Raw genomic sequence first — 23,898 nt, 5'->3', positions numbered from 1 at the left:
GCCTTTAAAGCATTTTTTTAGTAAAAGCTATTGTATAAAGGATGTCATGTGACCATTTGCTTAACTATTCTCACCAGTTATATTTTTATTTTAAATTTCATATTTATGAAAGGTTTAACTGTATACTTAACGAATTTTATGCCAAGAGGGGTGAATCATGATGTACGAATACAAATTTATTCAAATTGAGTTAAAACAAGGTTTAATGAAGGCAACGGCAAAAGAAGATTATCGCGAAATTATAAAAGAAGAGGCAAAAAATGGCTGGAGACTCGTTCAAATTTTTGCACCGAGTGTTGTCGGTTATGGATCTGCAGAGAACTTTGAGTTGATTTTTGAAAAAGAAATTAAATAAAAACTGTTTGTAACGTCAACTAAATCAAAAAATGTATACCCCTGTTCTAAATTTAATGCCTAGCCGGTACTTTATTTCTAGAACAGGGGTTTTTCTATTTTAACTTTTCCTCCACTAAATCTGTCAGTCTTTCTTCCGCATAGAAAAATCCGAATTGAGATTTACCTTGTTCGATTTGTTTGCGGTGTTCTGCTAGCTTTTTCGATGCCAAAGCTTCATTTCCGGAAAGTTTCGCAATCATCCACTCACTACGCTTATAGCTAATCGGCTCAATTGGCGCCATCATCTTATGTAATTCACGCATTTCCTCTAATGCTGCTGTATGTCCCAGCATTACTAAATCCAGTTGCTTTATATGTGTTATGAATTGCATTGTCATTTTATTTTTCTTTGTCACTGGGATTGATTTATATTCAGTTATGGCTTTTGAAGCGGTTTCGTAATCATGCTTCAATAAATCATAGTAAAACAGCAAATAGCTAGTGCTAATATTTTCTTCACTTGGTTGTACTGTTCTTGCTTGCTCCACTAAATTACTTGACCATGATGTCGGGTGAACCGGTGTCATCATTTCTTTCATCAGTATAAGCGAGCTAACGAACTGATTCTGATCTTTATCCGATAATAGTTCAAGTATTACACGTCCATCTGATTTCATTCCTCCGTTAAACGGAATAGCTGTCACTAGAAAAATAACTATATTCAACATCCCGAAAAATAATATAATTTGCAGATCAAAAATATAACTCAAAATAAGAGAACCGCTACCTACTATTAGCGAAATAATGGGTCCCCCTGCTGCAAACCAAAGATGTTGACGACGTATAATTTGTAAGTCATCTGTTTTTGGCAAACAACTTGCGACGCCACCGAAAAATGCCCAGCTTTTATTAGCGCTAATCTTATTACGTTCAATCGTAATAGGTCCGGCCGTTAAAAAGTTAAACTGATACCCTGCTGCCACCGCAAACAAGGCATGCCCTAGTTCATGGATAAAAAATGTCGCAATAGCGAGCACGCTAAATAACCAAATCGTTTGAAATGTATCCGCAAAAGCTGTTAATTGAAAACCGAGCGCCACGAGCGAAAATAAAATGGTCACTCCTAATGGACTTTTAATAAATTGCATACCTACTACCCCCAAAGTCTGTAATTAATCTGTCGTTTCTTACCTGTAATTATATCCAAATATAGTAAAATAGTATATCATCCTCATATAATGAGGTTGTCAGACTGTAGAAAAATTCTTAAAAAGCGTTTGTAAAAGAAGAATTACATTAACATTGAAACCGTTGATTTCCATTCCGGGACCGATGCTTTCCCCGGGCACGGCTCCAGCTAACTAAATTGTGCCTACACCGGCAGGCACAATTTAGTGGATCTTCCGCGCGCGCTTTTCCCGGTGGAGTCACGGTCCCTCCATTCCAATCAACTTAGTAATCCCTTTAAATAAAGTGCGATAGGATAGATATCTACATGACTAGTAATCAAATCAATGAACCTGAACAACTTGAAATAGGAAGAATGAACAACTTGTTTCTGCTAAGCACCTAGTTAAATTTATAATAAAAAGACAAAAGGTCTCTGGAAACCTTTTGTCGACAATCTGCCATCCTCATAAAATGAGGTTTGCTTTTTTAGTAAAATTCCCCTTGATTTGTGGACTACGGCAAGAAGCGCTAAAGCCATGTGATACTTGTCTTTATCACTGCCTTCTTGTCTTTTAAGAGGCCTACCAATTTCAAAGCTTTGCCCCTCGTTATAGAGTGAAGTAAATAATCCCCAATCAAGCCGCTTGCGCTATCGAGAGGCGGCAGAGAACGGAAATGCTCTATTTATGTTAAAGCAGAGTGACGCGGAGCGAAGGGTGAGACGCCAAAAATACTTGAATTAAAACGTAAAGGAGCTTAGCTGTTTGTACAGCTAAGCTCCTTTTGAGTTCATATAAAATTAATTATTAGCCCTTAATTCTTGCCACTTCTGCATATTTTGCATCCCAAGCTGGGTCTACTTTTTTTAATGCTACCGGGCGGAAATTTTCCTTTTTCACTAAAATATGCTGAGACTTCGCCGTTACTGCAACAGTCCCGTCTTCATGTAAAATTTCATAGCCATATGTAGTGCGCAGCTTCGTATGCTCCTCAATCCAAGTCCGTACTGTCGCAGTTTGACCATAGCGCATCGCTGCCTTGTACTGAATCGAAAAATCCATCACTGGCGATAAGTAGCCATCTTCTTCAAGCTTTGCATAATTAAAACCTAAATCCTTTAAAATTTGCGTACGCCCTATTTCGCACCATACAAGGTAATTCGCATGATACACGACACCCATCTGATCGGTTTCGGCATAGCGTACTTCTACTGTTGTTTCTGAAATAAACATTCAATTCACCTCTAGAAGGTATTATAGCGTTAATAATGGCGATGTGTAACGAAAAATAATTTAAATTCTAATTCATTTATGTTCGAATGCCCCGAATCAGTTCCCCATCGTTGAATAGGATAACGGAGAAGGAGGTGATTTTTCATGGGATACCAAGGTGGATACCAAGGTAATACTAACAACTACGGAAACTACGGTGGTGGTTACGGTGGTGGCAACGGAGGCGGCTACGGCGGCGGTACTGGTTCAACATTCGCTTTAATCGTTGTTTTATTCATTCTTTTAATTATTGTCGGCGCTACTTTCATCTACTAAAATCTTTGTGCCTAAAATCATCTGTTGCTAACGGTTAAAAGGGTCACCTCCCCCGAGTGACCCTTTTAGTATTTGTTGTCCGTACAAAATTACATCCAACGATCCAAAACATTTATCCTAAACCATTAATTTGATCAAGCGCTGATTTGAACGCTTGCTTTTCACCGATTTCCCTAAATTCTCTAAATGGATTACCGAGTGTACGCATCCGTTCCATTACATGGATAGTCGTAAACTTTTTTGGCTTCAACTGTTCGTTAACCTCATCCCAATATAAGGGCGCGGCTACCAATCCATTGGCATTGCCACGCGTAGAATAGGGCGCTATGATTGTCTTGCCCTCCCTGTGCTGGACATAATCCAAATATAATCTATTTCCCCTATTTTTTTTAAGCCGCTCAACTGTAAACCATTGGGGATACTGCTGCTCTAAAAATTTACATATAAATTCGGTGAAAATCCCGGTTTCTTCATATGAAAAAGTATTAAAGGGTAAGGGAATATAAATTTGCATACCCTTTCCACCCGAAGTTTTGATAAATGATTGAAGATTAAAATGATCCAGTATGACTTTAAGCTTTAATGCTGCATTCACTGCCAAATGGAATTCTTCGACGGATGGCGGATCCAAGTCAAAGACAATCTCGGTCGGTTTATCCGTATGAATTGTCTGAAATGGAATATGGAATTCTATTGCTAACTGGTTTCCTAACCATAAAAGCGTTTCGATATTATTGCAAATCACATAATTTGTCTCATCCGCGATATGCGTTGTAACATAGTCCGGTATATTTTCCAGATAGTTCTTTTGATAAAAACTTTCCCCCGGTAAGCCATGAGGATAACGAATAACAGTTAACAGACGGTCCTTTAAAAAAGGCATCATAGAAGGTGCTGCCTCTTGAAGGTATAGTAAAAAATCATCCTTAATAATTGCATTTACAGGGAAAACGGGCTTTTCCGGATGTGTTACAACTACATTTTCAGGTATTGGATTTAACTGACGTTGCATACCTTTCCAGTTGCATTCGTCCGGATTTACATGATGCAAGAACGCATGAAATCTCGGTTCCCTTAATTTAGTGCCATCAAAATCAATACACGCAATTGAAACACATATCGAGGCAGGGATTTCCGAAATTTCATTTCCTAGTAAAGTGCCATATGTGTTAAAAAAAGTCGTTAGTGTTTTGTATTCCTCTTCTTTTAAACCGTGTTTAAATGAGACAATTTCCAGTAATGAACCCTCTTTAAAAATTGCGCCGGCAAAAAAACCATTGGATTTATCGAATTTCGTTAAAATAACATCTACATATTTCCAGTTTTTTATTTTTATCCAGCTAGCTGTTCTTGCTCCTTCCATCCACTTACTTGTTTTTTTCTTGGCAATAACCCCTTCCCCGTTATGTGTTTTCACATTCTGCCAAACTAAAGCGCTATTTTCAAAAGTATCTATAGCCTGCAGTCGCCTAGCATTCATGTAATTTATTGTAGTAGGGAGATTGATCGTATCGAACAGCTTATTCAGCATTTGCTTTCTAGTAGTCAACTGGCTATTAATTTTTGACTTTCCCTCATAGATCAGTAAATCAAAAGCAATATAATGACAAGGAAAAGTATCCGCATGGGACTCGATCGTTTCGGCAGTATTCATTCTTCCCCGCTTTTGTACTACTGAAAATTCACTCTGGAAATTATTTGTTAGATAAACTAATTCCCCGTCGAGCATTACGGGTAAATAGGGTGCTATCTCGTCATAAATACGCTCACAGTACTTAATAATTTCCGGGAATTTATCATTAAGTATATTGCCGTTTCTCGATTTTAAAATAGGAAAATGCATTCCTTTATCCCAGGAAAGAATGCAGCGGTATCCATCATACTTTGGTTCATATAACCAATCACCAACTGGTATTTCATTTGAATCAGTTAATAACATTGGTTTCAAATTTCCAACCAACTTTCGTTTTTCTACTATCTTTCGTTTTTTTTACTAAGACAATACATAAAAATTAATCTTTAGTTCCATAGTAAGGAAAAATGAGGTGAAAAATGCATGCATACTGTCTGGAAAGGAAGTATTAGCTTTGGATTAGTCAATATTCCAGTGAAACTTCATGCGGCTACTGAAAATAAGGATATTAAACTAAGGCAACTTCATAAAGAATGCCATACACCGATTAGCTATAAAAAAGTATGTGAAGGCTGCGAAAAGGAAGTTACTGAAGAAGATATCGTAAAGGCTTACGAGTATTCGAAAAATAAATATGTTGTACTGGATGCTGAGGAACTAGAAAATTTACGTAAAGAAAATGAGGATAAATCAGTCGAGATTATTGATTTTGTGAAGTTAGAAGAAATTGATCCCATTTATTTTGAAAAAACGTATTTCCTGTCACCCGATGCAACAGGGTCAAAAGCTTATGCATTACTTAGAAGGACATTAGAAGAATCCGGTAAGATCGGTGTTGCAAAAATTATCATACGATCCAAAGAACAATTAGCGGTGGTCCGGGTTTACAAGGATGCTTTAGTTATGGAGACCATCCATTTTCCTGATGAGGTAAGAAGTGTCGGTGATGTACCCAATATACCGGATGTGGATACCGTTGTTCAAAAGGAGCTCGATACGGCGCTCATGTTAGTTGAACAATTAACTACCGAGTTTGATCCCTCAAAATATACAGATGAATACCGCACAGCATTAATGCAATTAATTGAAGATAAAAAGGCTGGAAGTACCGTATCAGTAAATGAAAAGCGACCACTGCCTGATAATGTTACGGATCTCATGTCGGCGCTTCAAGCTTCACTTGATAAAACGAAGAAACCCGCACCAAGAAAGCGTACAACCCGAACGAAGAAAAATGCCTAAAAATAAAAGAGCAAACGCACATTAATTACGTGTTTGCTCTTTCTAATGTCTTATGAAAAGCTAACAATTACAATAAATTTTCAATAGCCTTTTCAATATCCATAAATGAACTATCCGGCTCAAAGCGTTGAATGACACGTCCATTACGGTCTACGAGAAATTTCGTGAAATTCCATCGAATGTTGCGGCCGATTAAATAGTCAGGATAATTTGTCTGAATCATATCATACAAGTGTTTTTGCTGCATCGTATCACGGACAAACTCCGGGCAATCGACCTCATGCTTTAAATAATTAAATAAAGGATGAGTTTCCTTACCATTGACATTTATTTTATCAAATACTTGATAAGTAACTCCGAACTGCGTTTTACATTGCAATGCAGATGTTGCACCATCTTCAGGGTTTTGCTCGCCGAATTGGTTGCATGGAAATGAAAGAACGTTAAAACCTTTATTGCCGTATCGTTCATATAATTTTTGTAAATCTTCATACTGATATGTAAAACCGCAATTACTAGCTGTATTGACAATTAGCATCACTTGATTCCGATATGTTTCCATTGATAAAATCTCACCGTTTGTTTTTCTTACCAAATAATTATAAATACTCATTTAGATCCCCCTAATTTAAGTTTCTGTAAATATTTTATACTACTTTTATATAGTACAAAACATCTATTGAAAAGTAAAAAATTAAGAGAGATTATCAGAAATATATTTTTTTTTTTAAGAAGTTAAGAAATCCACTCTTAAATTTTGATATTATATTATTATATTTCCAATTAGGAGGATACTATGATTAAACTAGCTACGATTGAACATGCAACTGTGACAGCACAACTTGCGTTACAACTTTGGCCAGATAATGATTTAGAGGAATTCATTCAAAACATGGAAGAAGCGATTGGGAATCCTAACAGTGCTATCTTTTTGGCATTTAGTGAGGAGGAAGCAATCGGATTTGCTCAGTGTCAGCTTCGACACGATTATGTAGAAGGAACAGATTCAAGTCCAGTTGGTTATTTGGAAGGTTTATATGTCGTTGAACATTACCGTGAGCATGGATTAGCAAAAGATCTCGTTCAAGCATGCGAACAATGGGCAAAGGCTAAAGGGTGCACGGAATTTGCGAGCGATTGTGAACTATCGAATACAGCCAGCCTACACGTACATCTTAAATTAGGCTTTACTGAAGCAAACCGTATAATATGCTTTACGAAAAAGCTTTAAATAAATATGTTTAATTATTTAAGGAGATTGATTATGAAGAAAATTTTATTATGTATAAGCTTCTTATGCATTATGTTTACAGTAGTAGGTTGTAGTGAACAGGAAGAAGCGGTAACAGGTGAATTTCTTTTAGGGAATTTTGGATTCGAGCTTCTATCAAATGAAACTTATCATCTCGTTGTTCCATTTGAATGGACAGGAGAATCACCAGTAACAATAGATTCAATTGAGTTAATAAAAAAGGATAATAATCCTATTACATACGAGGAAGATGGGATAAAGTATGAATTTTTCGGTGCTGATCCATTAAAAAAACCAGGGATTTATGGAAATAGAGATATTGGGGATAAAAAAAATATTAATAACTTTGAAATTGATGGTAAAGGAAAAATCATACTTAAAATTTTAGCGGACAATGTAAAGGAAGATAGTGACCGTAGATTAAAAATAAAATTTAAAAGTAATGGAGAAGAAAACGAGAAAATTGTAGAGTGGAAGACTCTTGAACAATTTTCTACAGACAATAATTAAAGGTATTCCCTTGTTACTTCCCCTACCGTTATTCTCTTGATACATATCATTTTTTATAGCCTTTGAATAAACTCGAGTAAAATCGGGTTTATTTTTTCTGCTTTACGCATCGGGAAATCATGACCTGCTTTTGAAATAGTCGCTGCATTACAATGCTCATTTTCCCCTAGCAATTTAAGTGAATCTTTTATGTCTTTGCTTTCACGCTCACCACAAATCGCTAGCATTGGTACTGAAACTGTATAAAAGTGAGGTAGATTGATCATATTTAACGTTTCAGTGAAAAACGCTTTGTAATTCTCTTCGGTTATTTTTTGGGCATATTCCACCATATCATTCGCCTGCTCCTTCGAATAATTCCAATACTTCCCCTGCATTTTTACAATCCAATTAGAGCGCAGCAGCCTCACAGTTATAGGGGCAAATTTACAATACATTTGGATTGTCTTTTCATTCGGGCATATATTCGCACTAAAAAATACAGCAAATGAAAACAGCTCCGGATTGTCACTTACTAATTTTACCGCAAGCTGTGCGCCAATAGAATGACCAATAATGCCAACATTCGGCTTATTAAGTGACCGTATCAATTCTACAATTTCCTGCGATAATTTTTCGGGTTCGTAAAGTATTTCAACGGACTTTCCTGCGCCATATAAATGAGGTAAAACGATATGATACTCTTTCAATAAACTATATTGCTGTGTAAATGTATGTACTGCCATTGCCCCATGTAAAAGTATGATGATCGGACGATTAGGATCGCCGTATTGTTCGTAATAAATCAAATTTACACCCCCCAGCTATTTTTATCATACCAAAAATTGGCTTATCAAGTTTAGATAAGCCAATTCTGTAAAGAGCTATTATTTTGATAATGCGATTTTAATATGGGCTAAATGGTGCTCTTCATGCCATGCCAGTTTCGCTACCTTAGTCGCTACAGAAATTTCACCATTTGTTTCGTGTGTGAATACACGTCCTAATTGCTCTTCTGTTAAATGATGCGCTAAAGCAACAATACGCTCATTAATCCCCTCCAGCATTTTTAGAGAGCTTTCAACAGGAAGCGCGGTATCCGGCTGAACTGCCCACTTTTCTTCATCAAAAGCCGGTACGGTAGGATTATCATCTGTTAAAGCAAGTTTTAAACGTTGATACATATTCAGCTGTGAGTCTGCAATATGATGCACAAGCTGGCGGACTGTCCAGGCGCCTTCACGGTATGTTTTGTTTAATTCTTCGGTGCTTAATCCAGCAACCGTTTCATTTAAACGAGTTGAATACGTTTCTATTTGTTTTGCCCACTCCTGAATATGATCTAATGTCACATTTTCAGGAACTGCTAATTTACCAATTGGAAATTGTACATCCATTTTTGAAGCACCACCTTTTTTCTGTACAATCACTGTTAATTATTAATTTTAGTATCCTCGATTAACATCGTTCCATGCTCTTTCAAATTCGTATGGAAAGAAAATGCCTTTTCTAGAATATGTGGTGTTTGACCGCCGACTTTTTCTTTCGCCTCTTCAAAGTAGGCACGTAATTGCGCGCGATATTTAGGATGCGCAATTTCAATTAGCTTTTCGGCTCTCTTTACTGGTGGGAGTCCGCGAAGATCCGCGTATCCTTGCTCCGTAACAATTACATCTACATCATGCTCTGTATGATCAATATGCGATACGAATGGAACGATTGTTGAAATGGCACCATTTTTCGCTAAAGAAGACGTTACAAAAATTGTAATACGAGCATTACGTGCAAAGTCACCCGATCCACCAATACCGTTCATAATTTTTGTACCATTTACGTGCGTTGAATTAACATTTCCATAAATGTCTACCTCAAGGGCAGTATTAAATGAAATAACACCTAAACGACGAATAACTTCCGGATTGTTTGAGATTTCTTGTGGTCTAAACATAATCTTGTCTTTATATTTCTCTAAATCCTCTGCAAGTTGATCAACGCGTTTTTTCGATAGTGAGAATGCAGTACCCGCTGCGAATTTAACGATTCCCGCATCAATTAGATCGAATACGCCATCTTGCAGAACTTCAGAAAACACTTCTATATCCTTAAATTGTGATTTTTGCATGCCATTTAAAACCGCATTTGCAACCGATCCAACTCCCGATTGTAATGGAGCTAATGACTCTGGTAATTTGCCCGATTCCACTTCACTAGCAAAGAAATCCAATAAGTGGTCTGCAATTTGCTGTGTTTCTTCATTTGGCTCAAATAACGGTGAAGGCACATCAGGCTGTTCCGATAACACGATCCCTTTTACCTTGGCTGGATCTACTTTAATCCCGATGTCACCAATACGGTCTGCCACACCGTATACAGGAATTTCTTTACGTTCACCTTGTGCCTTCTGAACATAAATATCATGAAGTCCTTCATAAGCTTTTGGTGCCGTCGTATTAATTTCGATGATAACGTTTTCAGCTTTTTCAACAAAAATAGGCGAATTCCCTACCGAACCAGTTGGAATAATTAGCCCATCTTCTGTAATAGCAGCAGCTTCGATAATTGCATAATCGATTTTCCCTAACGATCCTTTTCTCACTTCTTCTGCTGTATGAGATAAATGCTGATCAATATAGAATATTTCTCCTGCATTGATTTTCCCGCGCATAACGGCATTCCCCTGATAAGGAACACGTAAGTTAATAATATCCGCCTCTGCCATCGATTGATCTGCAGTTGGACCTAAAGATGCGCCAGTATATAAATTCACTTTGAAATTTTCTTTCTCACCACGTTTAGATAGTGCAAGTGGAAATTCTTTTGGCTCCCCGAAAAGTGTAAAACCACTCATTCCAAGGTTCATACCGTCCTCAATCCAAGAAGCGGCCTCTTCTGCCGAAACAACTTTACTTAAAAACGCTTCATTTCTGATGAATTGACTTAAATCTTTTTCCATTAACAATCACCCCAAAATAGTTTTTTAATTCGTTGTTACGATGAATCTTTATGAAATTCATATTGCCAATTAAAAAATCCAAGACACTATATTTTTTAATTGCCTTATTTATATTGTAATGAGAGCATTCCCGTTCGTCTATTACATCATACCTATCATAATGATAGAAATAATCTATTATCCTAGTAAAAGGATTAATATAAAAAAACGGATTAAGGAATTGTTGAATCCCTTTAATCCGATCGTTTAACGATATAAAGACTACTTTAATTACTCTTGCACATTATATCGAAATCATAATATATATTTATGAATAATTTATTATGTGCTATTTTTTATTTTCAGTACTTACAAAGGCTAAAAATTATGCGATTTCAAGCTACGAAATGAACTCGGACTTTAATGCTTTGCATGATCAATTGCCTGGTGAAGCAGATTAATTATATGATCATCGTCGCTTGAATAATACAATGTTGTTCCTTCCCGGCGAAACTTTACTAAGCGCAGATTTTTCAAAAAACGCAATTGATGGGAAACAGCGGATTGATTTAAATCCAACTTTTCCGCGATTTCATTTACCGAATGTTCCTCACAGCATAACATGTTTAAAATACGAATCCGCGTAGGGTCACTTAATGCTTTAAATGTTTGCGATACGACAAATAATGTTTCGTCATCCAGTTCGTGTTGGATTCTCTTTTCTATCGACATATTATTAACACTCATTTCTTATTAAATTAAAGGTATTAATGATGATGGTGGTGGTGTGCATTCGTATCCTGCTTGACTGTGCAATAAATGGAACTGTCATGTTTATGTGTATTAGTTTCAACTTGTATTGTTACATGGTGAATATTTTGATGAAGTAAGTCGTGTTCTATTTTATCGAGCAGCTGCTCACTTTCTTTTATCGTTAAGTTTTCATTTACTACTACATGGCACGACATCGCATTTAACCCACTAGTAATTGTCCATATATGCAAATCATGAATCGCTTTAATTTCGTTGTGCTGTTCAATCGTATGAATGATGTCCTCCACATTTATATCTGAAGGTGTTCCTTCCATTAAAATATGCAGAGATGCTTTCGTTAAATGATAACCACTTCGAATAACAAGTGCCGCAACAAATATGCTGGCTAAAGGATCTGCCCAACCCCATCCAAAAAACAAAATAAGTAAAGCTGCCACAATGGCACCGATTGAGCCAATCATGTCGCTTATTACATGTAAATAGGCTCCTCGCATATTTAAATTTTCTTTCGTATCTGCACCGCGTAGCATAATCCATGCGACTAATATATTTACCGCTAACCCGATACTACTAATGATGAGCATCCCTATTGATGCGACTTCCGGTGGATTCATGAATCTTTGAATTGCTTCATAGAAAATAAACAATGCAATAACGATTAAAGTTAATCCATTTAAAGTAGCGGCCAATATTTCAATACGTTTATAGCCGAATGTTTTACTGCCATTAGCGACCCTTTCAGCCAAAATGATGGCCAACAATGCAATGCCCAGCGATACCGCATCGCTTAACATATGACCTGCATCTGAAAGAAGAGCAAGGCTATTTGTCAAGAAACCGCCAATCGCTTCGACAATCATAAAGCTTGTAATGATTAAAAAGGAAATGAACAATACTTTCTTGTTAGTGCTATGAGAATGATGATGATGGTGATCGTGACCCCCCATTTAAAACCCCTCCACATTTCAATTTATATATATGAACATATACTCATATATAACTTATTATTTATTGGCAGAATTGTCAATTACATTCGCCTAAAAGTTCATAAGCCCCCTTACTTCTGAAAAACAGTAGTGAGGCGGCTTATATTTTAGGTATTTATCATTTTTTATGTTCATTTGCCGAAATATAAAGTTTCCGATAATCAATTCGTCCATGGCTATCAAACACCACGTGATCAAAGTTAGAATTTTCCCGAACATAATAGTAATGCTTACGGTGTTTTAGAAATTTCAGATGATATGACGTTTGCAGAAATTGCTCAAGTTCCTCAAATTGAAGCAATGGATTATGTGACGTTTTCGCTTCTTCAAATAGATTGAATGCCTTTTTACAATCCTGTGCATTCATTGTAGAAATTAAGTCTTTCCCGTATGTAGTGTAATAATTATAAAAGGATAGATTTAGATTTCTTAAAATAGCCATACCTCCAACAAATAAGTCCATCTTTTTAAATCGTTCAGTTGTTGGCTGTTGAAAATTAATACATTGAAGTTCCGCTTCAATATTATGCTCTGCTAAAATCTCCTGAAGCTTTTCTGCTTGTGGAAGGTGGTTCACTCCTTCACGAATTTGTTGATACCCAATAATAATCGGCTCTTTCAAGTCGGGGTTTATTAACTGTGGGATTTCTACTTGTACTTTATTTGATGTAGTCAGCCAGCCGTACGCAGGTTGCTCGTAATACGGATTTAATACAAATTGCTCTGGTAAAATATTATGCCATATATAGGCTCTTGCCTCTACACTTGAGAAGGCTTCACGGTTACTGTTAAAAAATAAATATGTTGCCCCTTCCTCCTGCTGTTCAATGACACGATAAGGTTCGTCCTCGATCGGCATATGAGAAATTGGACTTGCGACATCGCTTTCCGATATAAACAGCTCCACTCGGTCAATCCAAGGTCGTTCTTTAAAATAAGATTGAAATGCCTCCAGAATAATTTTGTCATTTGAAAGTTGCTTCAGTTGAAAAGGTCCACAGCCGATTTCCGGATTGAGGGATTTGGTTAACATGACTAATCTCGGACTTGCAAAAAAGGTTGGCAGTAAGGAAAATGGCTTTTTCAGTTGTACAAGAAGTTCGTATTTACTAAGGACATCCATTTGTTCGATTTCATAAATTTCTTTGTAACGCTCACTGATATAGGCAATCGAAGCTGCGACCTCCTCTGCCGTTAGTATTGTACCGTCATGAAACTTGACTCCTTTCTTTAATACGAAAGACCATGTGCGATAATCCTGTGTATCATAGGCAAATACTAAATTATTAAAAATATTGCCATTTTCATCAATCCCAAAAAGTGTTTCATGAATTTGCTCCATCATATGGGAATCATGCCTTGAAATTGATTTTAAAGGATCTAGAAAAAGTTCAACTTCATACATTTGCTGAACAAATATATGCGCATCTTCAATAGACTGTAGACCTAATTTTGAATTTAACCACGCCTGAATAGTTGAATTTTGCGTCATGTCATAGCGTTTTATTATTTCCAATGCGACTTCATAATTCCCTATTTCCCAGAGTTGAGATATCCATTCTAGTAGAATGGTATCTGAATTTCTCAGCATCGTAATAAACGGCTTCTTTCCACGTCCACGCGCGGTCTCCCACTGGATTTTCTGGTTTTCCTCAAGCTGATGTACTATCGTTTTTGCATAGCGTGTAGAACAATTTAAAAGCTCGGCTATTTCCGCAATAGACGTTTCCATACGTTGATCTTTCCTAAAAAATTTGCTTAACGTAAACTCGTATTCCATAATTCCTCCTTAAAAGGTGAACAAGTCTATTTTTTCAATCACTTTTTGTTCCTGTTATTTTATTCTAAACTTCTTTAAGTGGAGGTGCTATATGAATTTACTTAAAAATCCAAATTTTCAAAAGTTGTATGTAATCTCACTATTAGTAAATATTTCAATGACGACGTTTTCCTTTATATTACCGCTTATCTTGTATGAATATACAAAGTCAGCCATTGCTATGAGTACAATGCGCTTAATGGATTTCCTACCCAATGTGCTATTAGGAATGTTTATTGGTGTACTCGTAGACCGAATGAATCGTCGCCTAACAATGCTTTGGGGAAATGTCATCCGTACGCTATTTGCATTCACTTTAACTGTAGTGCTAACGACAACCGAGTTTTCACTTTGGTCTGTCTATGTACTTGGTTTCGTTATTTCATCGCTCGGCTATATGATCGGCAGCGCAACAAATGCGATTATGCCGCAGTTGTTTGAGCGTTCGCAAATGACAGAAATTCAAACAAGATTGTCGTTACAAAGTACCTTAATTTCAATTATCGGACCTGGACTATTAGGTATGCTTCTGCTTTGGAGTTCGAATGCTTTATTTTTATGGCTATTTGTAGGTTGTAATCTGCTCATTGTTTTCGTAACAGCGCTACTACAGAAGGTGCCGAATCCAGAGCGGTCTTCTCAATCACTTTGGCAGGATTTAAAAGAAGGTTATGATGAGCTGATCAGAAATAAATCGCTGTTTATACAAACTTGGACAATTTTCTTTTCGAACTTTGCGTCAAGCCTCATTATCGGTGTGCTGACGTTTTATGCACTCGATACGCTACATTTTTCTAAAGAGGAACTTGGCTTCATGCTTACACTATCAGCTTTTGGTGGCATATTGGGAGCAAAAATAATTAGACCACTTCGTAATAAATATCGAAGAGGACAAATTTATACATATTCAATGGCAGTGGAAGTTTTTATTTTAATTGCTTTTATGTTTGCACAAACTTGGTGGCTATTAGGGATTTTATTAGCCTTACGTACAGCAATTTCTACGATGACAAATATTGTCTACCTTGCCCTACGTCAAGAAACAACGCCCAATCATCTATTAGGTCGTGTTGCTGGTACAACCTCAATGATTATGAAACTCGCTTTACCTTTTGGTTTACTAGTTGGGGGCTATTGGGCAGATCACTTTGCCATTCCACCGATATTTCTTATAAGCGCAATTATTATTTCTATTAATGTTTTTATTCTATTTAAAACAAAATTTACAAAAACGGTATAAGATTAGGATAAGCATGCATGACACAGCATGCCATAAAATACGCTCAAATCAATGTCAGTATTGTCTTTTAATAACAGTGTATAAAGCACGCATAAACAATGTACCAATAGAAAAAGCAGGAACGTTGATTTAACAACATTCCTGCCGTTTTTGCTTCTTGCCAAACTTTCATTCGGGAACGTTATCTAGATTTCTTTTGTATACTTATAAATATTTGTTGAACTAAAGCTCCGTTACTTTAAGTATATTTTTTCATAAACTCTTTATTCCTTAATAAAGAAAACTGCCCTACTTATCCCAGAAACGCTCATGTTAATGCAAAATGGAATAACTTAAATTATTTGATGTTTCTAAAGGTATTTTTAGTTAAAATACCTTCTTACCTTTATGGTATTTAAAATAGTCGTACCAGCTAAAACAAGAAGCCATATGTAAAGTAATTTTGCATTTATATCAAATTTATCAACTAGATATAGAGAAACTGGTACTAAAAGGAAAATTATTCCCATTAATATTGATTGCTTTCCTTGTTGCCTTTTATATCCTTCCTTATCAATCACATTTTCAACCTTTCCTGTAAAACTCCACATCATGAGGTTTTCTGCTTTATTATTTAAGTACGCATATCCTAATAAGAAAAATAAAACAGAGAAGATTAATAATATAAAACTAAAAAATCCAAGCAAAATGAAAACTCCTTTCGTAAATGTTTCAAAAAACCTATATCTCTACTCTAATAATAGTAACATTAATTGTACAACTAACCTGCTCCATTAGTTAAAGATAAATTGTATCCAAAGCGATGTTTGAGGATGTTTATTCACTTATTTTATTTTTACTTAATTCTTCTCGTATTGTTTTTAATTCATTTGTTTGTTTTACTAAGTTCGCATTTACATGTCTTATCAAATCATATATTCCAAGTAATATTACCAAGATTAAAATTATAAATAGTAAATCCATTAAGATTGCCCCTTTCATTAACTTCCTATATTTAGATAACTAGTTTAACATCTTTAAATAATAGAATTTTTAAAATCCATAAAAGTAATTTTATTATTGCGGATTCTGATTTTATATTACCTCTCGAATCTTCATCTTCATAAACACGAAAACCATAAACTGAACACAAAAAGAGGCATCCTAATAAAAGGATACCTCTTTTGTATGGTTACATCATTAAAATTAAAGTTTTACGATGTTTGTAGCTTGTGGGCCACGTTGACCTTCTTCGATACCGAACTCAACTTTTTGACCTTCGTCTAAAGATTTGAATCCGTCGCCTTGGATTGCTGAGAAGTGAGCGAATACGTCGTTTCCGCCTTCAACTTCGATAAATCCAAAACCTTTTTCTGCGTTAAACCATTTTACTGTACCTTGTGTCATTTAAATGACCTCCATTATTCGTATTAATAAGATGACAATTTCCTTAAAAAGAAAAAAATTCACATATTACAAAAAGTACCAAACAAAATCCAAATACTTTTTGTAATAGGTGAATTTATTGTTGTCTTGTATAACTCTTATTAAACATAGTATATACCATAAAAATGAATCTGTCTAGTACATAGCCTACTACCTACTTTATTGCGCCATTTAATTAAACCTGCCCTATGTGATTCATTTAAGAAAGAATGTATTACTCTGACATCATGCAGCAGAAAATACATCACCTTTTAATACTAACTAAGGATCGAAGGTGATGTATTATTCTCTTCTAATTTAGTACGTCCATGATTTTTCTTCAATATCCCGTGTCTTCATATCCCTCAATTCATACTTCCCTTTAGCTAGTTCATCTTCCCCCAGCACAATAACCTTTGATACATTTTCACGATTGGCCTTTTCCATTGCCTTGCGCACCTTTTTGCCACTTAGCTCCACTTCGACCCGATTACCTTCTTTGCGTAAGCTTGTCGCAAGTTGAAGAGCCTGTTTTTCAGTGCCGATCGGAATAATATAAATATCGATCTCTGTAGGCTTTTCTTCAATTTTACCAGCTAATTCAAACGCTGTATAAATAACATCAAGGCCGAATGAAATACCAACCGTTGCAAATTCCTCATCTGTGCCTATTAATCCACCAATCGCATTATCATAGCGTCCACCACTGCCAATACTTGATTTAATTACACCGTCTGCTAAGAAAATTTCATAAATAGTTCCTGTATAAATTTCCAGACCTCGTGCTAAAAACGGATTGAAAAGACAGGTTTCGGCAATATTAAGCGCGTTTAAATAATCCATCAATTCACGTACTTCAGCTACACCTTGTTTTATGAAGTTATTTTCTTCTTGGAATGTTTCAAAATACGACAGTGTTGGTGCTGCGTCTAAAAAGGCTTCTATATTTTTTAGCGCTTTTTGACCTACCCCCAACTCCAATAATTCCTTCGCTAATGTCATACGGTCGATTTTTTCCATCTTGTCTAAAACTAAAATAACCCGATTCATTTTTTGTTCATCCACTTCAAGCACTTGTAGTAACCCGTACAAAAGCTTGCGGTTATTATATTGAATTAAGATGTTTACGTCTAATTTCTCAAAAGCATTGACTGCCATCATCATTAGCTCAGCTTCCGCAGCTTGTGACTTTACACCGACGATATCGACATCACATTGTGTAAACTCACGGAATCGTCCAGCTTTAATCGGACCATCACGAAACACCTTCCCGATTTCATAACGTTTAAATGGCATCGCAAGCCCTGGATTCATCGCGACTACTTTTGCGAATGGAATGGTTAAATCATAACGAAGTGCCAAATCACGTTCGCCACGATCTGTTAAGGTGTACATTTCCTGCAAAATTTCTGCCCCACCCCCATATTTAGAAGCCATTAAATCGGTATAATTAATCATCGGTGTTTCTAATGGTTTACAGCCGTATAAAATAAATGTATCCTCCAACGTTCGGCGAATTTTACGTCGTACTACCTCTTGCTCCGGTAAAAAATCCTGTGTACCCCTTACATTTTGATAATCCATTTTCTTCATTGCTGTGTTCCCCCTTTATTTTTGGCAATAAAAAAAATCGTCTATATAAAGCTCCTAAAACGGCTTTATGTAACGATTCCACGAAAAATAGTCTTCCTATTCGATATTAATAAATTAATAAAGATAGCAAGACTACTTTGTATGATGATGTGTTGTAGAAAATATGGATGCCTTTAATTTCAGCATAAACATTCCTCCTTAATAAGTTGCTCATTACTATACAGGAACAAATTTCAATTGGCAATAATTAATACTTTTTATGGAAATTTTACAGTTAATAACTATAATTTTAGGAGACGAAATTGAAAATAAGATTTTCTAATGAAGTCCGTTCTGCTGCGCTCCGGGAAAAGACGATGAAGCAAGTGTTATTGAGGTTCCCGTCCGTTGTAATCCGTTCCGAGGCAGGCTTTCCAGGCTTGCCTCCCAAGCTTTTTTAAATTGAATTGCGTAACGAGATAAATAGAGGAATGAATTTCCGTTATTTCAAAAATAACATAAAAAATAGTGAAAATAAGGGAATGGATTTCCGTTATTGACCTAAAAAGCATGAAATTTCATGATTTTATTGAAAATAACGGTAAAGTGTTCCCTTATTTATCCTAAAGTGACTTAGATCATTCAAATAACGGTAAAAGCTTCCCTTATTTTAGGAGGGCAGTTGATCAGACCAAATAGTATAAGGGTACGAATTTATATTTCGTACCCTCTTGTTCACCACATTTCATTTGAAATATTTACACTTGCATTCTTTGATTGATTCCGCCTATTTGTAAAAATCGATTATAAACAACTCTTGCTAACATCGGGTCTGCAACACCATGGATAATGGCACGACCATCCTCAAAGAAAACGATACGGTATGTCTCAAAATGACACGATAGTAAATATGGATTTACTATTAGCTTTGTCACTTGCTTACTTATGTTTTCTGCAATATGTTCTAACGAATACTTATATGATTGGCCAGGTCTTAGCTGAACCGCATCCCGCCCGCAAAGCACCCCTACCTTCATTTGTTGCTCTAATTGGAGAAAAGGGTAAATTGGTTGTTCTCCGCAAGTAAGACAATGTGAATTTTTAAGCTTCGATACATGTACCTTTGCGTGCTCTTCCTTCCAAAGGTCGACCGATTGAACAATTGGTTGCATTGGGATTCCTAAAAGCCATTTCATTATGTGTGTTACTTGATACGCAGCCGTAACTTGAACAATTGGGCTAATGACACCCACTGTATCACAGGTCATCGTGTCCATCGGTAAATGCTGCAGTAAACAATGTAAGCACGGGGTTTCTCCTGGGACGATAGGCAATGTGAGACCATAGCTCCCGACACAGGCACCAAATATATACGGAATCCCTTTCTTATTTGCCGCATCATTAATGATTAAGCTTGTTTCAAAATTATCCGTTGCATCGACAACAATCATATGCCCTTGCATTAACGTTTCTATATTTAGTCCGTGCACATCTTCCACAATACCTTCAATAATAATTTCACTGTTTATTTGTTCCAGTCTTTGTTTAGCTGCGATAGCCTTTGGTAATTTGCGATGGACATCTGTCTCGACGTAGAGCTGTTGGCGTTGCAAATTGCTCCATTCAACATAGTCTCTATCAACAATCGTCAAATGCCCAATTCCTGCCCTCGCCAGCATTTCAGAACTCGCTGAGCCAAGTGCACCTGCCCCAATAATTAAGACTTTTGCCTGCTGGATACGTTGTTGCGTATTTTCTCCTAAAAATAAGGATTGTCTTGCATAACGATTGTTCAAGGCATCACCATTCCTGCTGTCGGGCTGCTTGGAGTTGCATACTCTTTTTCTTCTATTCTGCCTGCCTCAAAGCCTAATCTGCCAGCATCTATCGCGAGCTTCATTGCCTCAGCCATTTTTACAGGATCCTTTGCACCAGCTACAGCTGTATTCAGTAATACCGCATCTGCCCCTAGCTCCATCGCATATGCAGCATCTTTAGGCGAGCCAATCCCTGCATCTACAATAACCGGAATTGTTGACTGTTCTATAATAAACTTTAAATTCATTGGATTAATAATCCCTTTGCCTGAGCCAATTGGTGAAGCACCTGGCATAATCGCATGAACACCCAAACTTTCAAGGCGTTTAGCTAGAACGACGTCATCCGATGTATACGGTAAAACGATAAATCCTTCTTCTAACAGCATTTCTGACGCCTTTAAAGTTTCAAGGGGATCCGGCAGCAATGTATGCCAGTCTCCAATGACTTCGACTTTAATCATGTCACATAATCCGGATGCCTTAGCAAGTTTAGCAATACGTACCGCTTCCTCTGCAGTTTTTGCCCCTGCTGTATTAGGCAATAGCGTATATTTCGTCAAATCGAGCTGCTCCAAAAAGTTAGGCTGCTCTTCTGAAAAAATATTCATTCTTCTTACGGCAAACGTTAAAATTTCTGCCTGGGATATTTCTACTGCCTTTTTCTGCACCTCAAACGACGGATATTTCCCTGTCCCTAACAGCAGTCTGGATTGAAACGTGCGATCTGCGATTTTTAACATATTTCATCCTCCTCCAACAAAATGAACAATCTCTACTACATCACCTTGTGATAAGCTCGTCGTTTCATAGTTTTCTTTCATGACAATTTCATGATTAACCTCTACGACAACAATGCGATTTTCTAAGCCATAATGTTTCAGTAATTGCTGAACATTTTCAAAGTGCTCTATTTGCTTTCTCCCATTCACTGTAATAGACATCGCTTACTCATCTCCTGTTAGGTCGATTAATTTGAAAAGACACGACCCATTCTTTTTTCACAGTCCTATTTAATATAAAGCTCGCAATCATCTCACCTGTTGCTGGTGCTAATAAAATCCCGTTTCTGTAATGTCCTGTTGCAAATAATATCGCTTCATCATGTGGATGAAAGCCTATAAATGGTTTTTGATCGAATGTTTGTGGACGCAATCCTGACCAGGCAGCATTCATCTTCATCTGACCAATTCCAGGAAAGAGTTCCTTCGCTTTTTGAATTAATGTTTCCATGCCATCCAGACTTACGTGTTCTGACCAATCATTTTCCTCCATAGTAGCGCCAATAACTAGCTCCCCATTATTTCTAGGAACGATATAGTATTTATCATGAAAAATAGTGTGTTTTAAAAAAGTACTTCTCCCTTCCACAGCAATACATTCCCCTTTGACCGGTGTTATTTGCTGCTCTACACCTAGCAGCTGAAAAAAGGGATTACTCCAAACACCCGCAGCAATAACAACCCGTTTTGCTTTGAACATTCCTAGTGTTGTATCTATTTGAAAAGAATCCAACTGCTTTTGAATCTTTAACACCTTTGTATGTTCAAAAATGGATGCACCGTAAACTTGTGCCCCTTTAAAAAAGGCCTGACATACACGATACGGCAATACACTAACATCCTCTTCAATATAGGCAGCTCCTATTATATGCGGGGAAACATCGGGTTCTAGATTTCTTACTTCATTTGCCTCAAGCCATTTCACAGTGGGCAGTGTGAGTATTGCCCCTAATTCTTTCTTGTCATGTTCAGAAAAGGCCAGCTTTAAAATCCCTCCCTTTTTGCAGCCAATGTCAATGCCACTTAGCCCGTATAGTTCATCCTTTAACTCCGTATAGAGCGCCTGACTGTATCTCGCAAAAGTGAAGAAGTCCTTTCCATCGCCTTCATATTCCGAATGCGCTCCAAGCATACCCGCCGCTGCACTTGTCGCTTTTAGTCCAATTTGACTTTCCTCAAGCACGGCCACCTCGACTTGATTCTTTGCTAAATAATAAGCAATTGCACTTCCAATAATTCCTCCGCCAATTACGACTACGTCATAGCTTGTTTGCATCTTTAATGGCCTCCCTGTATTGGTTCGCTGCTGCAAACGGATGCGTTGCCGAAAAAATCCCGGACATAACCGCAATTCCATCTGCCTTAACATCTAGGAGTGCCTGGACTCGATCCACATGAATTCCACCAATCGCGAAGACGGGAATTTTTAAGTTCTTTTTCATTTCATTAATAGGAGAAAGACCGTTTGGAACCTTTCCTTTTTTGCTGTTTGTTTCAAAGCAATGTCCATAAAGAACATAATCAGCCCCTTGCCGCTCTGCCTCTATTGCGCCCGCACAATCATGAACCGATCTACCTACTCGAAGTTGTGGATATTGATGTTTAACCTGTTGTACCGATAAGCCTCTCTCCGGTAAATGAATTATTTGAATACCGTTGCTCACCGCAATATCCAAATGACCATTTACGATAATTTTGTCTTTCGGGACAGCTCCCTCTTCCAAATATTCAAGTAGAGTTATCACTTCTTTTATTGTTTTTGTCTTTTCACGTATTTGTATATAATCCACGCTTTGCTGTATCTGAATAATTTTTTGCGCTAATGCTAAAATCGGCTGACAATCATCTGTTACTGCCATTAACTTCATACAACAATGACCTTATAAAATCGTAGCATGCTCATTCATGTACACTTCCTGTTGCCAATCCTGACAAGTCCAGGACATTTCCCAAAACTGCCACTCATAATAGCAACTGCGCTTGAAATGGGCTGTCAATTCACGTTCATTATTTCCTGGCATCTGTGCAAATCGATTCATCATTTCCTTTTGTTTTTCAATTGTTTCCTCCATCTCAGTGGAGGCATATAGATCAATCCACTGCTGATACAACTTAACACCCGGTGTTGCTTTTCGTAATGCGCCTCCGATTTCCTGATATAACCACGGACAAGGTAGTATCGCAGCGTATGCGTCGGCAATCGACCCTGTATAAAATGCTTGATACATATGACTAACATAATTGTACGCTGCAGGTGCTGGTTGGAAATTTCTGATTTCTTCAGGTGTAACATGCAACTCTTTGAAAGTCGAACGGTGTAGTTCTAACTCTGCTTCCCGTATAAAGTTCGCGGTTTCCAGGAAATAAGCTACATCTTCATCTTCATTAGCTTTTGCCGCCAGCATTGCAAGTAGTTTCATATAATGCTTTAAATAATAGGCGTCCTGCAGCATATAAAATTTAAACTTTTCCAGCTCCAATGTTCCATCAGCAATACCTTGTACAAATGGATGCTTCAAACTGGCCTCCCAATAATATTCCGTTTGCTTTCTTACTTCTCCACAAAAATCCATCCTATTTCCTCCTTAGAGGCGTAAGCAAAAAAGGCACCTCTACAAAAAGTAGAGATGCCTAAAAAAGTGCATACGTACGCACTTATTGCTCCCTACGCCAGTATTAACTGTCAGGTTCTAAGGGTCAGGTTTTAACCTTCTCAACACAAATGTGTCCCCCCGCAATTAAAAAATTTGCAAAAGAAAAGCTCTCCAAAAAGATGGAGAGCGCCACGTACGATTATTAGCTTGTACATTTTGCTCCCTACGCCCGTGTTAACGGATCAGGTTCTAAGGGTCAGGTTTTACCTTCTCAACACTTACGTGTCCCCCTGCAAATTCATTTAATTA

Annotated in this window: 25 protein-coding genes and 2 riboswitches; of the genes, 6 read left to right on the top strand and 19 right to left on the bottom strand. The window is 37.0% G+C overall.

Annotation, left to right across the window (positions count from 1 at the left end):
• Positions 1–160 precede the first annotated feature (160 nt).
• Positions 161–355, top strand: coding sequence for a DUF4177 domain-containing protein (locus tag MKY13_RS08645; protein WP_191699028.1), 195 nt, complete (start codon positions 161–163; stop codon positions 353–355).
• A gap of 94 nt (positions 356–449) precedes the next feature.
• Here the strand turns inward: MKY13_RS08645 and MKY13_RS08640 are convergent, their stop codons facing one another.
• Both MKY13_RS08640 and MKY13_RS08635 read right to left on the bottom strand, forming a co-directional pair.
• The gene (locus MKY13_RS08640; protein WP_339216531.1) at positions 450–1,484 is read right to left on the bottom strand and encodes a site-2 protease family protein; all 1,035 of its coding nucleotides are present in this window, start codon (positions 1,482–1,484) and stop codon (positions 450–452) included.
• 828 nt (positions 1,485–2,312) lie between these two features.
• A complete protein-coding gene (locus tag MKY13_RS08635) occupies positions 2,313–2,738 on the bottom strand; it encodes a thioesterase family protein (protein ID WP_191699030.1) in 426 nt (141 codons plus the stop codon).
• Positions 2,739–2,882: 144 nt separating this feature from the next.
• On the opposite strand from MKY13_RS08635, the gene MKY13_RS08630 reads away from it, so the two are divergent.
• Positions 2,883–3,053: a YjcZ family sporulation protein gene (locus MKY13_RS08630; protein ID WP_339216529.1), complete on the top strand. Its 171-nt coding sequence runs from the start codon at positions 2,883–2,885 to the stop codon at positions 3,051–3,053.
• Between the two features lie 112 nt (positions 3,054–3,165).
• Here the strand turns inward: MKY13_RS08630 and MKY13_RS08625 are convergent, their stop codons facing one another.
• Positions 3,166–5,001 carry a DNA ligase D gene (locus MKY13_RS08625; RefSeq protein WP_339216527.1) on the bottom strand — a complete coding sequence of 612 codons (1,836 nt, stop codon included), beginning with the start codon at positions 4,999–5,001 and terminating at the stop codon, positions 3,166–3,168.
• Positions 5,002–5,109: 108 nt separating this feature from the next.
• Here MKY13_RS08625 and MKY13_RS08620 point away from each other — a divergent pair, with 108 nt between their 5' ends.
• Positions 5,110–5,928 (top strand): Ku protein, encoded by an 819-nt coding sequence (locus MKY13_RS08620; RefSeq protein ID WP_339216525.1) that lies wholly within the window; start codon positions 5,110–5,112, stop codon positions 5,926–5,928.
• A 67-nt stretch (positions 5,929–5,995) separates the two neighbouring features.
• On the opposite strand, the gene MKY13_RS08615 is transcribed toward MKY13_RS08620, so the two are convergent.
• A complete protein-coding gene (locus MKY13_RS08615; RefSeq protein ID WP_339216523.1) occupies positions 5,996–6,541 on the bottom strand; it encodes a glutathione peroxidase in 546 nt (181 codons plus the stop codon).
• 183 nt (positions 6,542–6,724) lie between these two features.
• Here MKY13_RS08615 and aac(6') point away from each other — a divergent pair, with 183 nt between their 5' ends.
• Together aac(6') and MKY13_RS08605 are read left to right on the top strand one after the other, a co-directional pair.
• Positions 6,725–7,159, top strand: coding sequence for an aminoglycoside 6'-N-acetyltransferase (gene aac(6'), locus MKY13_RS08610; RefSeq protein ID WP_339216521.1), 435 nt, complete (start codon positions 6,725–6,727; stop codon positions 7,157–7,159).
• 33 nt (positions 7,160–7,192) lie between these two features.
• Entirely contained in the window at positions 7,193–7,690 is a 498-nt protein-coding gene (locus MKY13_RS08605; RefSeq protein ID WP_339216519.1) for a hypothetical protein, read from the top strand.
• A gap of 53 nt (positions 7,691–7,743) precedes the next feature.
• Here MKY13_RS08605 and MKY13_RS08600 read toward each other — a convergent pair whose 3' ends face one another.
• The 6 genes from MKY13_RS08600 to MKY13_RS08575 all read right to left on the bottom strand — a co-directional run bounded on the left by MKY13_RS08600 (position 7,744) and on the right by MKY13_RS08575 (position 14,141).
• Positions 7,744–8,478, bottom strand: coding sequence for an alpha/beta hydrolase (locus tag MKY13_RS08600; protein ID WP_339216517.1), 735 nt, complete (start codon positions 8,476–8,478; stop codon positions 7,744–7,746).
• A 78-nt stretch (positions 8,479–8,556) separates the two neighbouring features.
• Positions 8,557–9,066 (bottom strand): YfiT family bacillithiol transferase, encoded by a 510-nt coding sequence (locus tag MKY13_RS08595; protein ID WP_339216515.1) that lies wholly within the window; start codon positions 9,064–9,066, stop codon positions 8,557–8,559.
• Positions 9,067–9,101: 35 nt separating this feature from the next.
• Entirely contained in the window at positions 9,102–10,622 is a 1,521-nt protein-coding gene (locus tag MKY13_RS08590; RefSeq protein ID WP_339216513.1) for a succinate CoA transferase, read from the bottom strand.
• A gap of 399 nt (positions 10,623–11,021) precedes the next feature.
• Positions 11,022–11,333, bottom strand: a complete 312-nt coding sequence (locus tag MKY13_RS08585) for a metalloregulator ArsR/SmtB family transcription factor (protein ID WP_339216511.1) — start codon at positions 11,331–11,333, stop codon at positions 11,022–11,024.
• A gap of 35 nt (positions 11,334–11,368) precedes the next feature.
• Positions 11,369–12,322 (bottom strand): cation diffusion facilitator family transporter, encoded by a 954-nt coding sequence (locus tag MKY13_RS08580; protein ID WP_339216509.1) that lies wholly within the window; start codon positions 12,320–12,322, stop codon positions 11,369–11,371.
• A gap of 157 nt (positions 12,323–12,479) precedes the next feature.
• A complete protein-coding gene (locus MKY13_RS08575; protein WP_339216507.1) occupies positions 12,480–14,141 on the bottom strand; it encodes an ABC transporter substrate-binding protein in 1,662 nt (553 codons plus the stop codon).
• Between the two features lie 91 nt (positions 14,142–14,232).
• Here MKY13_RS08575 and MKY13_RS08570 point away from each other — a divergent pair, with 91 nt between their 5' ends.
• The gene (locus MKY13_RS08570; RefSeq protein WP_191699042.1) at positions 14,233–15,420 is read left to right on the top strand and encodes an MFS transporter; all 1,188 of its coding nucleotides are present in this window, start codon (positions 14,233–14,235) and stop codon (positions 15,418–15,420) included.
• 362 nt (positions 15,421–15,782) lie between these two features.
• Here the strand turns inward: MKY13_RS08570 and MKY13_RS08565 are convergent, their stop codons facing one another.
• From MKY13_RS08565 to tenA, 9 genes are all read right to left on the bottom strand, one after another.
• A complete protein-coding gene (locus MKY13_RS08565) occupies positions 15,783–16,106 on the bottom strand; it encodes a DUF3784 domain-containing protein (RefSeq protein WP_191699043.1) in 324 nt (107 codons plus the stop codon).
• A 499-nt stretch (positions 16,107–16,605) separates the two neighbouring features.
• Positions 16,606–16,806: a cold-shock protein gene (locus MKY13_RS08560; RefSeq protein ID WP_191699045.1), complete on the bottom strand. Its 201-nt coding sequence runs from the start codon at positions 16,804–16,806 to the stop codon at positions 16,606–16,608.
• Between the two features lie 336 nt (positions 16,807–17,142).
• Entirely contained in the window at positions 17,143–18,417 is a 1,275-nt protein-coding gene (locus MKY13_RS08555) for a histidine--tRNA ligase (protein ID WP_339216503.1), read from the bottom strand.
• Positions 18,418–19,154: 737 nt separating this feature from the next.
• Positions 19,155–20,192, bottom strand: coding sequence for a ThiF family adenylyltransferase (locus tag MKY13_RS08550; RefSeq protein ID WP_339216501.1), 1,038 nt, complete (start codon positions 20,190–20,192; stop codon positions 19,155–19,157).
• On the bottom strand, positions 20,189–20,956 hold the full coding sequence (locus MKY13_RS08545; protein ID WP_339216499.1) for a thiazole synthase: 768 nt from the start codon (positions 20,954–20,956) through the stop codon (positions 20,189–20,191). Before MKY13_RS08545 ends, MKY13_RS08550 begins: the two co-directional genes overlap by 4 nt.
• 3 nt (positions 20,957–20,959) lie before the next feature.
• On the bottom strand, positions 20,960–21,157 hold the full coding sequence (gene thiS, locus MKY13_RS08540) for a sulfur carrier protein ThiS (protein WP_191699049.1): 198 nt from the start codon (positions 21,155–21,157) through the stop codon (positions 20,960–20,962).
• 7 nt (positions 21,158–21,164) lie between these two features.
• Positions 21,165–22,271, bottom strand: coding sequence for a glycine oxidase ThiO (gene thiO, locus MKY13_RS08535; protein ID WP_339216496.1), 1,107 nt, complete (start codon positions 22,269–22,271; stop codon positions 21,165–21,167).
• Entirely contained in the window at positions 22,255–22,863 is a 609-nt protein-coding gene (locus MKY13_RS08530; protein ID WP_339216494.1) for a thiamine phosphate synthase, read from the bottom strand. Before MKY13_RS08530 ends, thiO begins: the two co-directional genes overlap by 17 nt.
• 12 nt (positions 22,864–22,875) lie before the next feature.
• Positions 22,876–23,568, bottom strand: coding sequence for a thiaminase II (gene tenA, locus MKY13_RS08525; protein ID WP_339216492.1), 693 nt, complete (start codon positions 23,566–23,568; stop codon positions 22,876–22,878).
• Between the two features lie 72 nt (positions 23,569–23,640).
• A riboswitch (TPP riboswitch) is annotated at positions 23,641–23,739 on the bottom strand.
• Between the two features lie 53 nt (positions 23,740–23,792).
• Positions 23,793–23,891, bottom strand: a riboswitch (TPP riboswitch).
• Positions 23,892–23,898 lie beyond the last annotated feature (7 nt).

Source organism: Solibacillus sp. FSL W8-0372, assembly GCF_037969735.1.
GTDB classification, from domain to species: domain Bacteria; phylum Bacillota; class Bacilli; order Bacillales_A; family Planococcaceae; genus Solibacillus; species Solibacillus faecavium.
The sequence above is the reverse complement of the archived record's forward strand: the minus strand, read 5'-3'. Positions and strand labels throughout refer to the sequence as shown.

Bases quoted from the DNA above. Each gene is read 5' to 3' on its own strand.
- MKY13_RS08595 (WP_339216515.1), bottom strand. From the start codon at position 9,066: ATGGATGTACAATTTCCAATTGGTAAATTAGCAGTTCCTGAAAATGTG.
- MKY13_RS08575 (WP_339216507.1), bottom strand. From the start codon at position 14,141: ATGGAATACGAGTTTACGTTAAGCAAATTTTTTAGGAAAGATCAACGT.
- MKY13_RS08605 (WP_339216519.1), top strand. From the start codon at position 7,193: ATGAAGAAAATTTTATTATGTATAAGCTTCTTATGCATTATGTTTACA.
- MKY13_RS08640 (WP_339216531.1), bottom strand. From the start codon at position 1,484: ATGCAATTTATTAAAAGTCCATTAGGAGTGACCATTTTATTTTCGCTC.
- MKY13_RS08555 (WP_339216503.1), bottom strand. From the start codon at position 18,417: ATGAAGAAAATGGATTATCAAAATGTAAGGGGTACACAGGATTTTTTA.
- MKY13_RS08620 (WP_339216525.1), top strand. From the start codon at position 5,110: ATGCATACTGTCTGGAAAGGAAGTATTAGCTTTGGATTAGTCAATATT.
- MKY13_RS08580 (WP_339216509.1), bottom strand. From the start codon at position 12,322: ATGGGGGGTCACGATCACCATCATCATCATTCTCATAGCACTAACAAG.
- MKY13_RS08615 (WP_339216523.1), bottom strand. From the start codon at position 6,541: ATGAGTATTTATAATTATTTGGTAAGAAAAACAAACGGTGAGATTTTA.
- MKY13_RS08560 (WP_191699045.1), bottom strand. From the start codon at position 16,806: ATGACACAAGGTACAGTAAAATGGTTTAACGCAGAAAAAGGTTTTGGA.
- tenA (WP_339216492.1), bottom strand. From the start codon at position 23,568: ATGGATTTTTGTGGAGAAGTAAGAAAGCAAACGGAATATTATTGGGAG.
- MKY13_RS08545 (WP_339216499.1), bottom strand. From the start codon at position 20,956: ATGTTAAAAATCGCAGATCGCACGTTTCAATCCAGACTGCTGTTAGGG.
- thiO (WP_339216496.1), bottom strand. From the start codon at position 22,271: ATGCAAACAAGCTATGACGTAGTCGTAATTGGCGGAGGAATTATTGGA.
- MKY13_RS08530 (WP_339216494.1), bottom strand. From the start codon at position 22,863: ATGAAGTTAATGGCAGTAACAGATGATTGTCAGCCGATTTTAGCATTA.
- MKY13_RS08570 (WP_191699042.1), top strand. From the start codon at position 14,233: ATGAATTTACTTAAAAATCCAAATTTTCAAAAGTTGTATGTAATCTCA.
- MKY13_RS08585 (WP_339216511.1), bottom strand. From the start codon at position 11,333: ATGTCGATAGAAAAGAGAATCCAACACGAACTGGATGACGAAACATTA.
- MKY13_RS08630 (WP_339216529.1), top strand. From the start codon at position 2,883: ATGGGATACCAAGGTGGATACCAAGGTAATACTAACAACTACGGAAAC.
- MKY13_RS08645 (WP_191699028.1), top strand. From the start codon at position 161: ATGTACGAATACAAATTTATTCAAATTGAGTTAAAACAAGGTTTAATG.
- thiS (WP_191699049.1), bottom strand. From the start codon at position 21,157: ATGTCTATTACAGTGAATGGGAGAAAGCAAATAGAGCACTTTGAAAAT.
- MKY13_RS08590 (WP_339216513.1), bottom strand. From the start codon at position 10,622: ATGGAAAAAGATTTAAGTCAATTCATCAGAAATGAAGCGTTTTTAAGT.
- MKY13_RS08635 (WP_191699030.1), bottom strand. From the start codon at position 2,738: ATGTTTATTTCAGAAACAACAGTAGAAGTACGCTATGCCGAAACCGAT.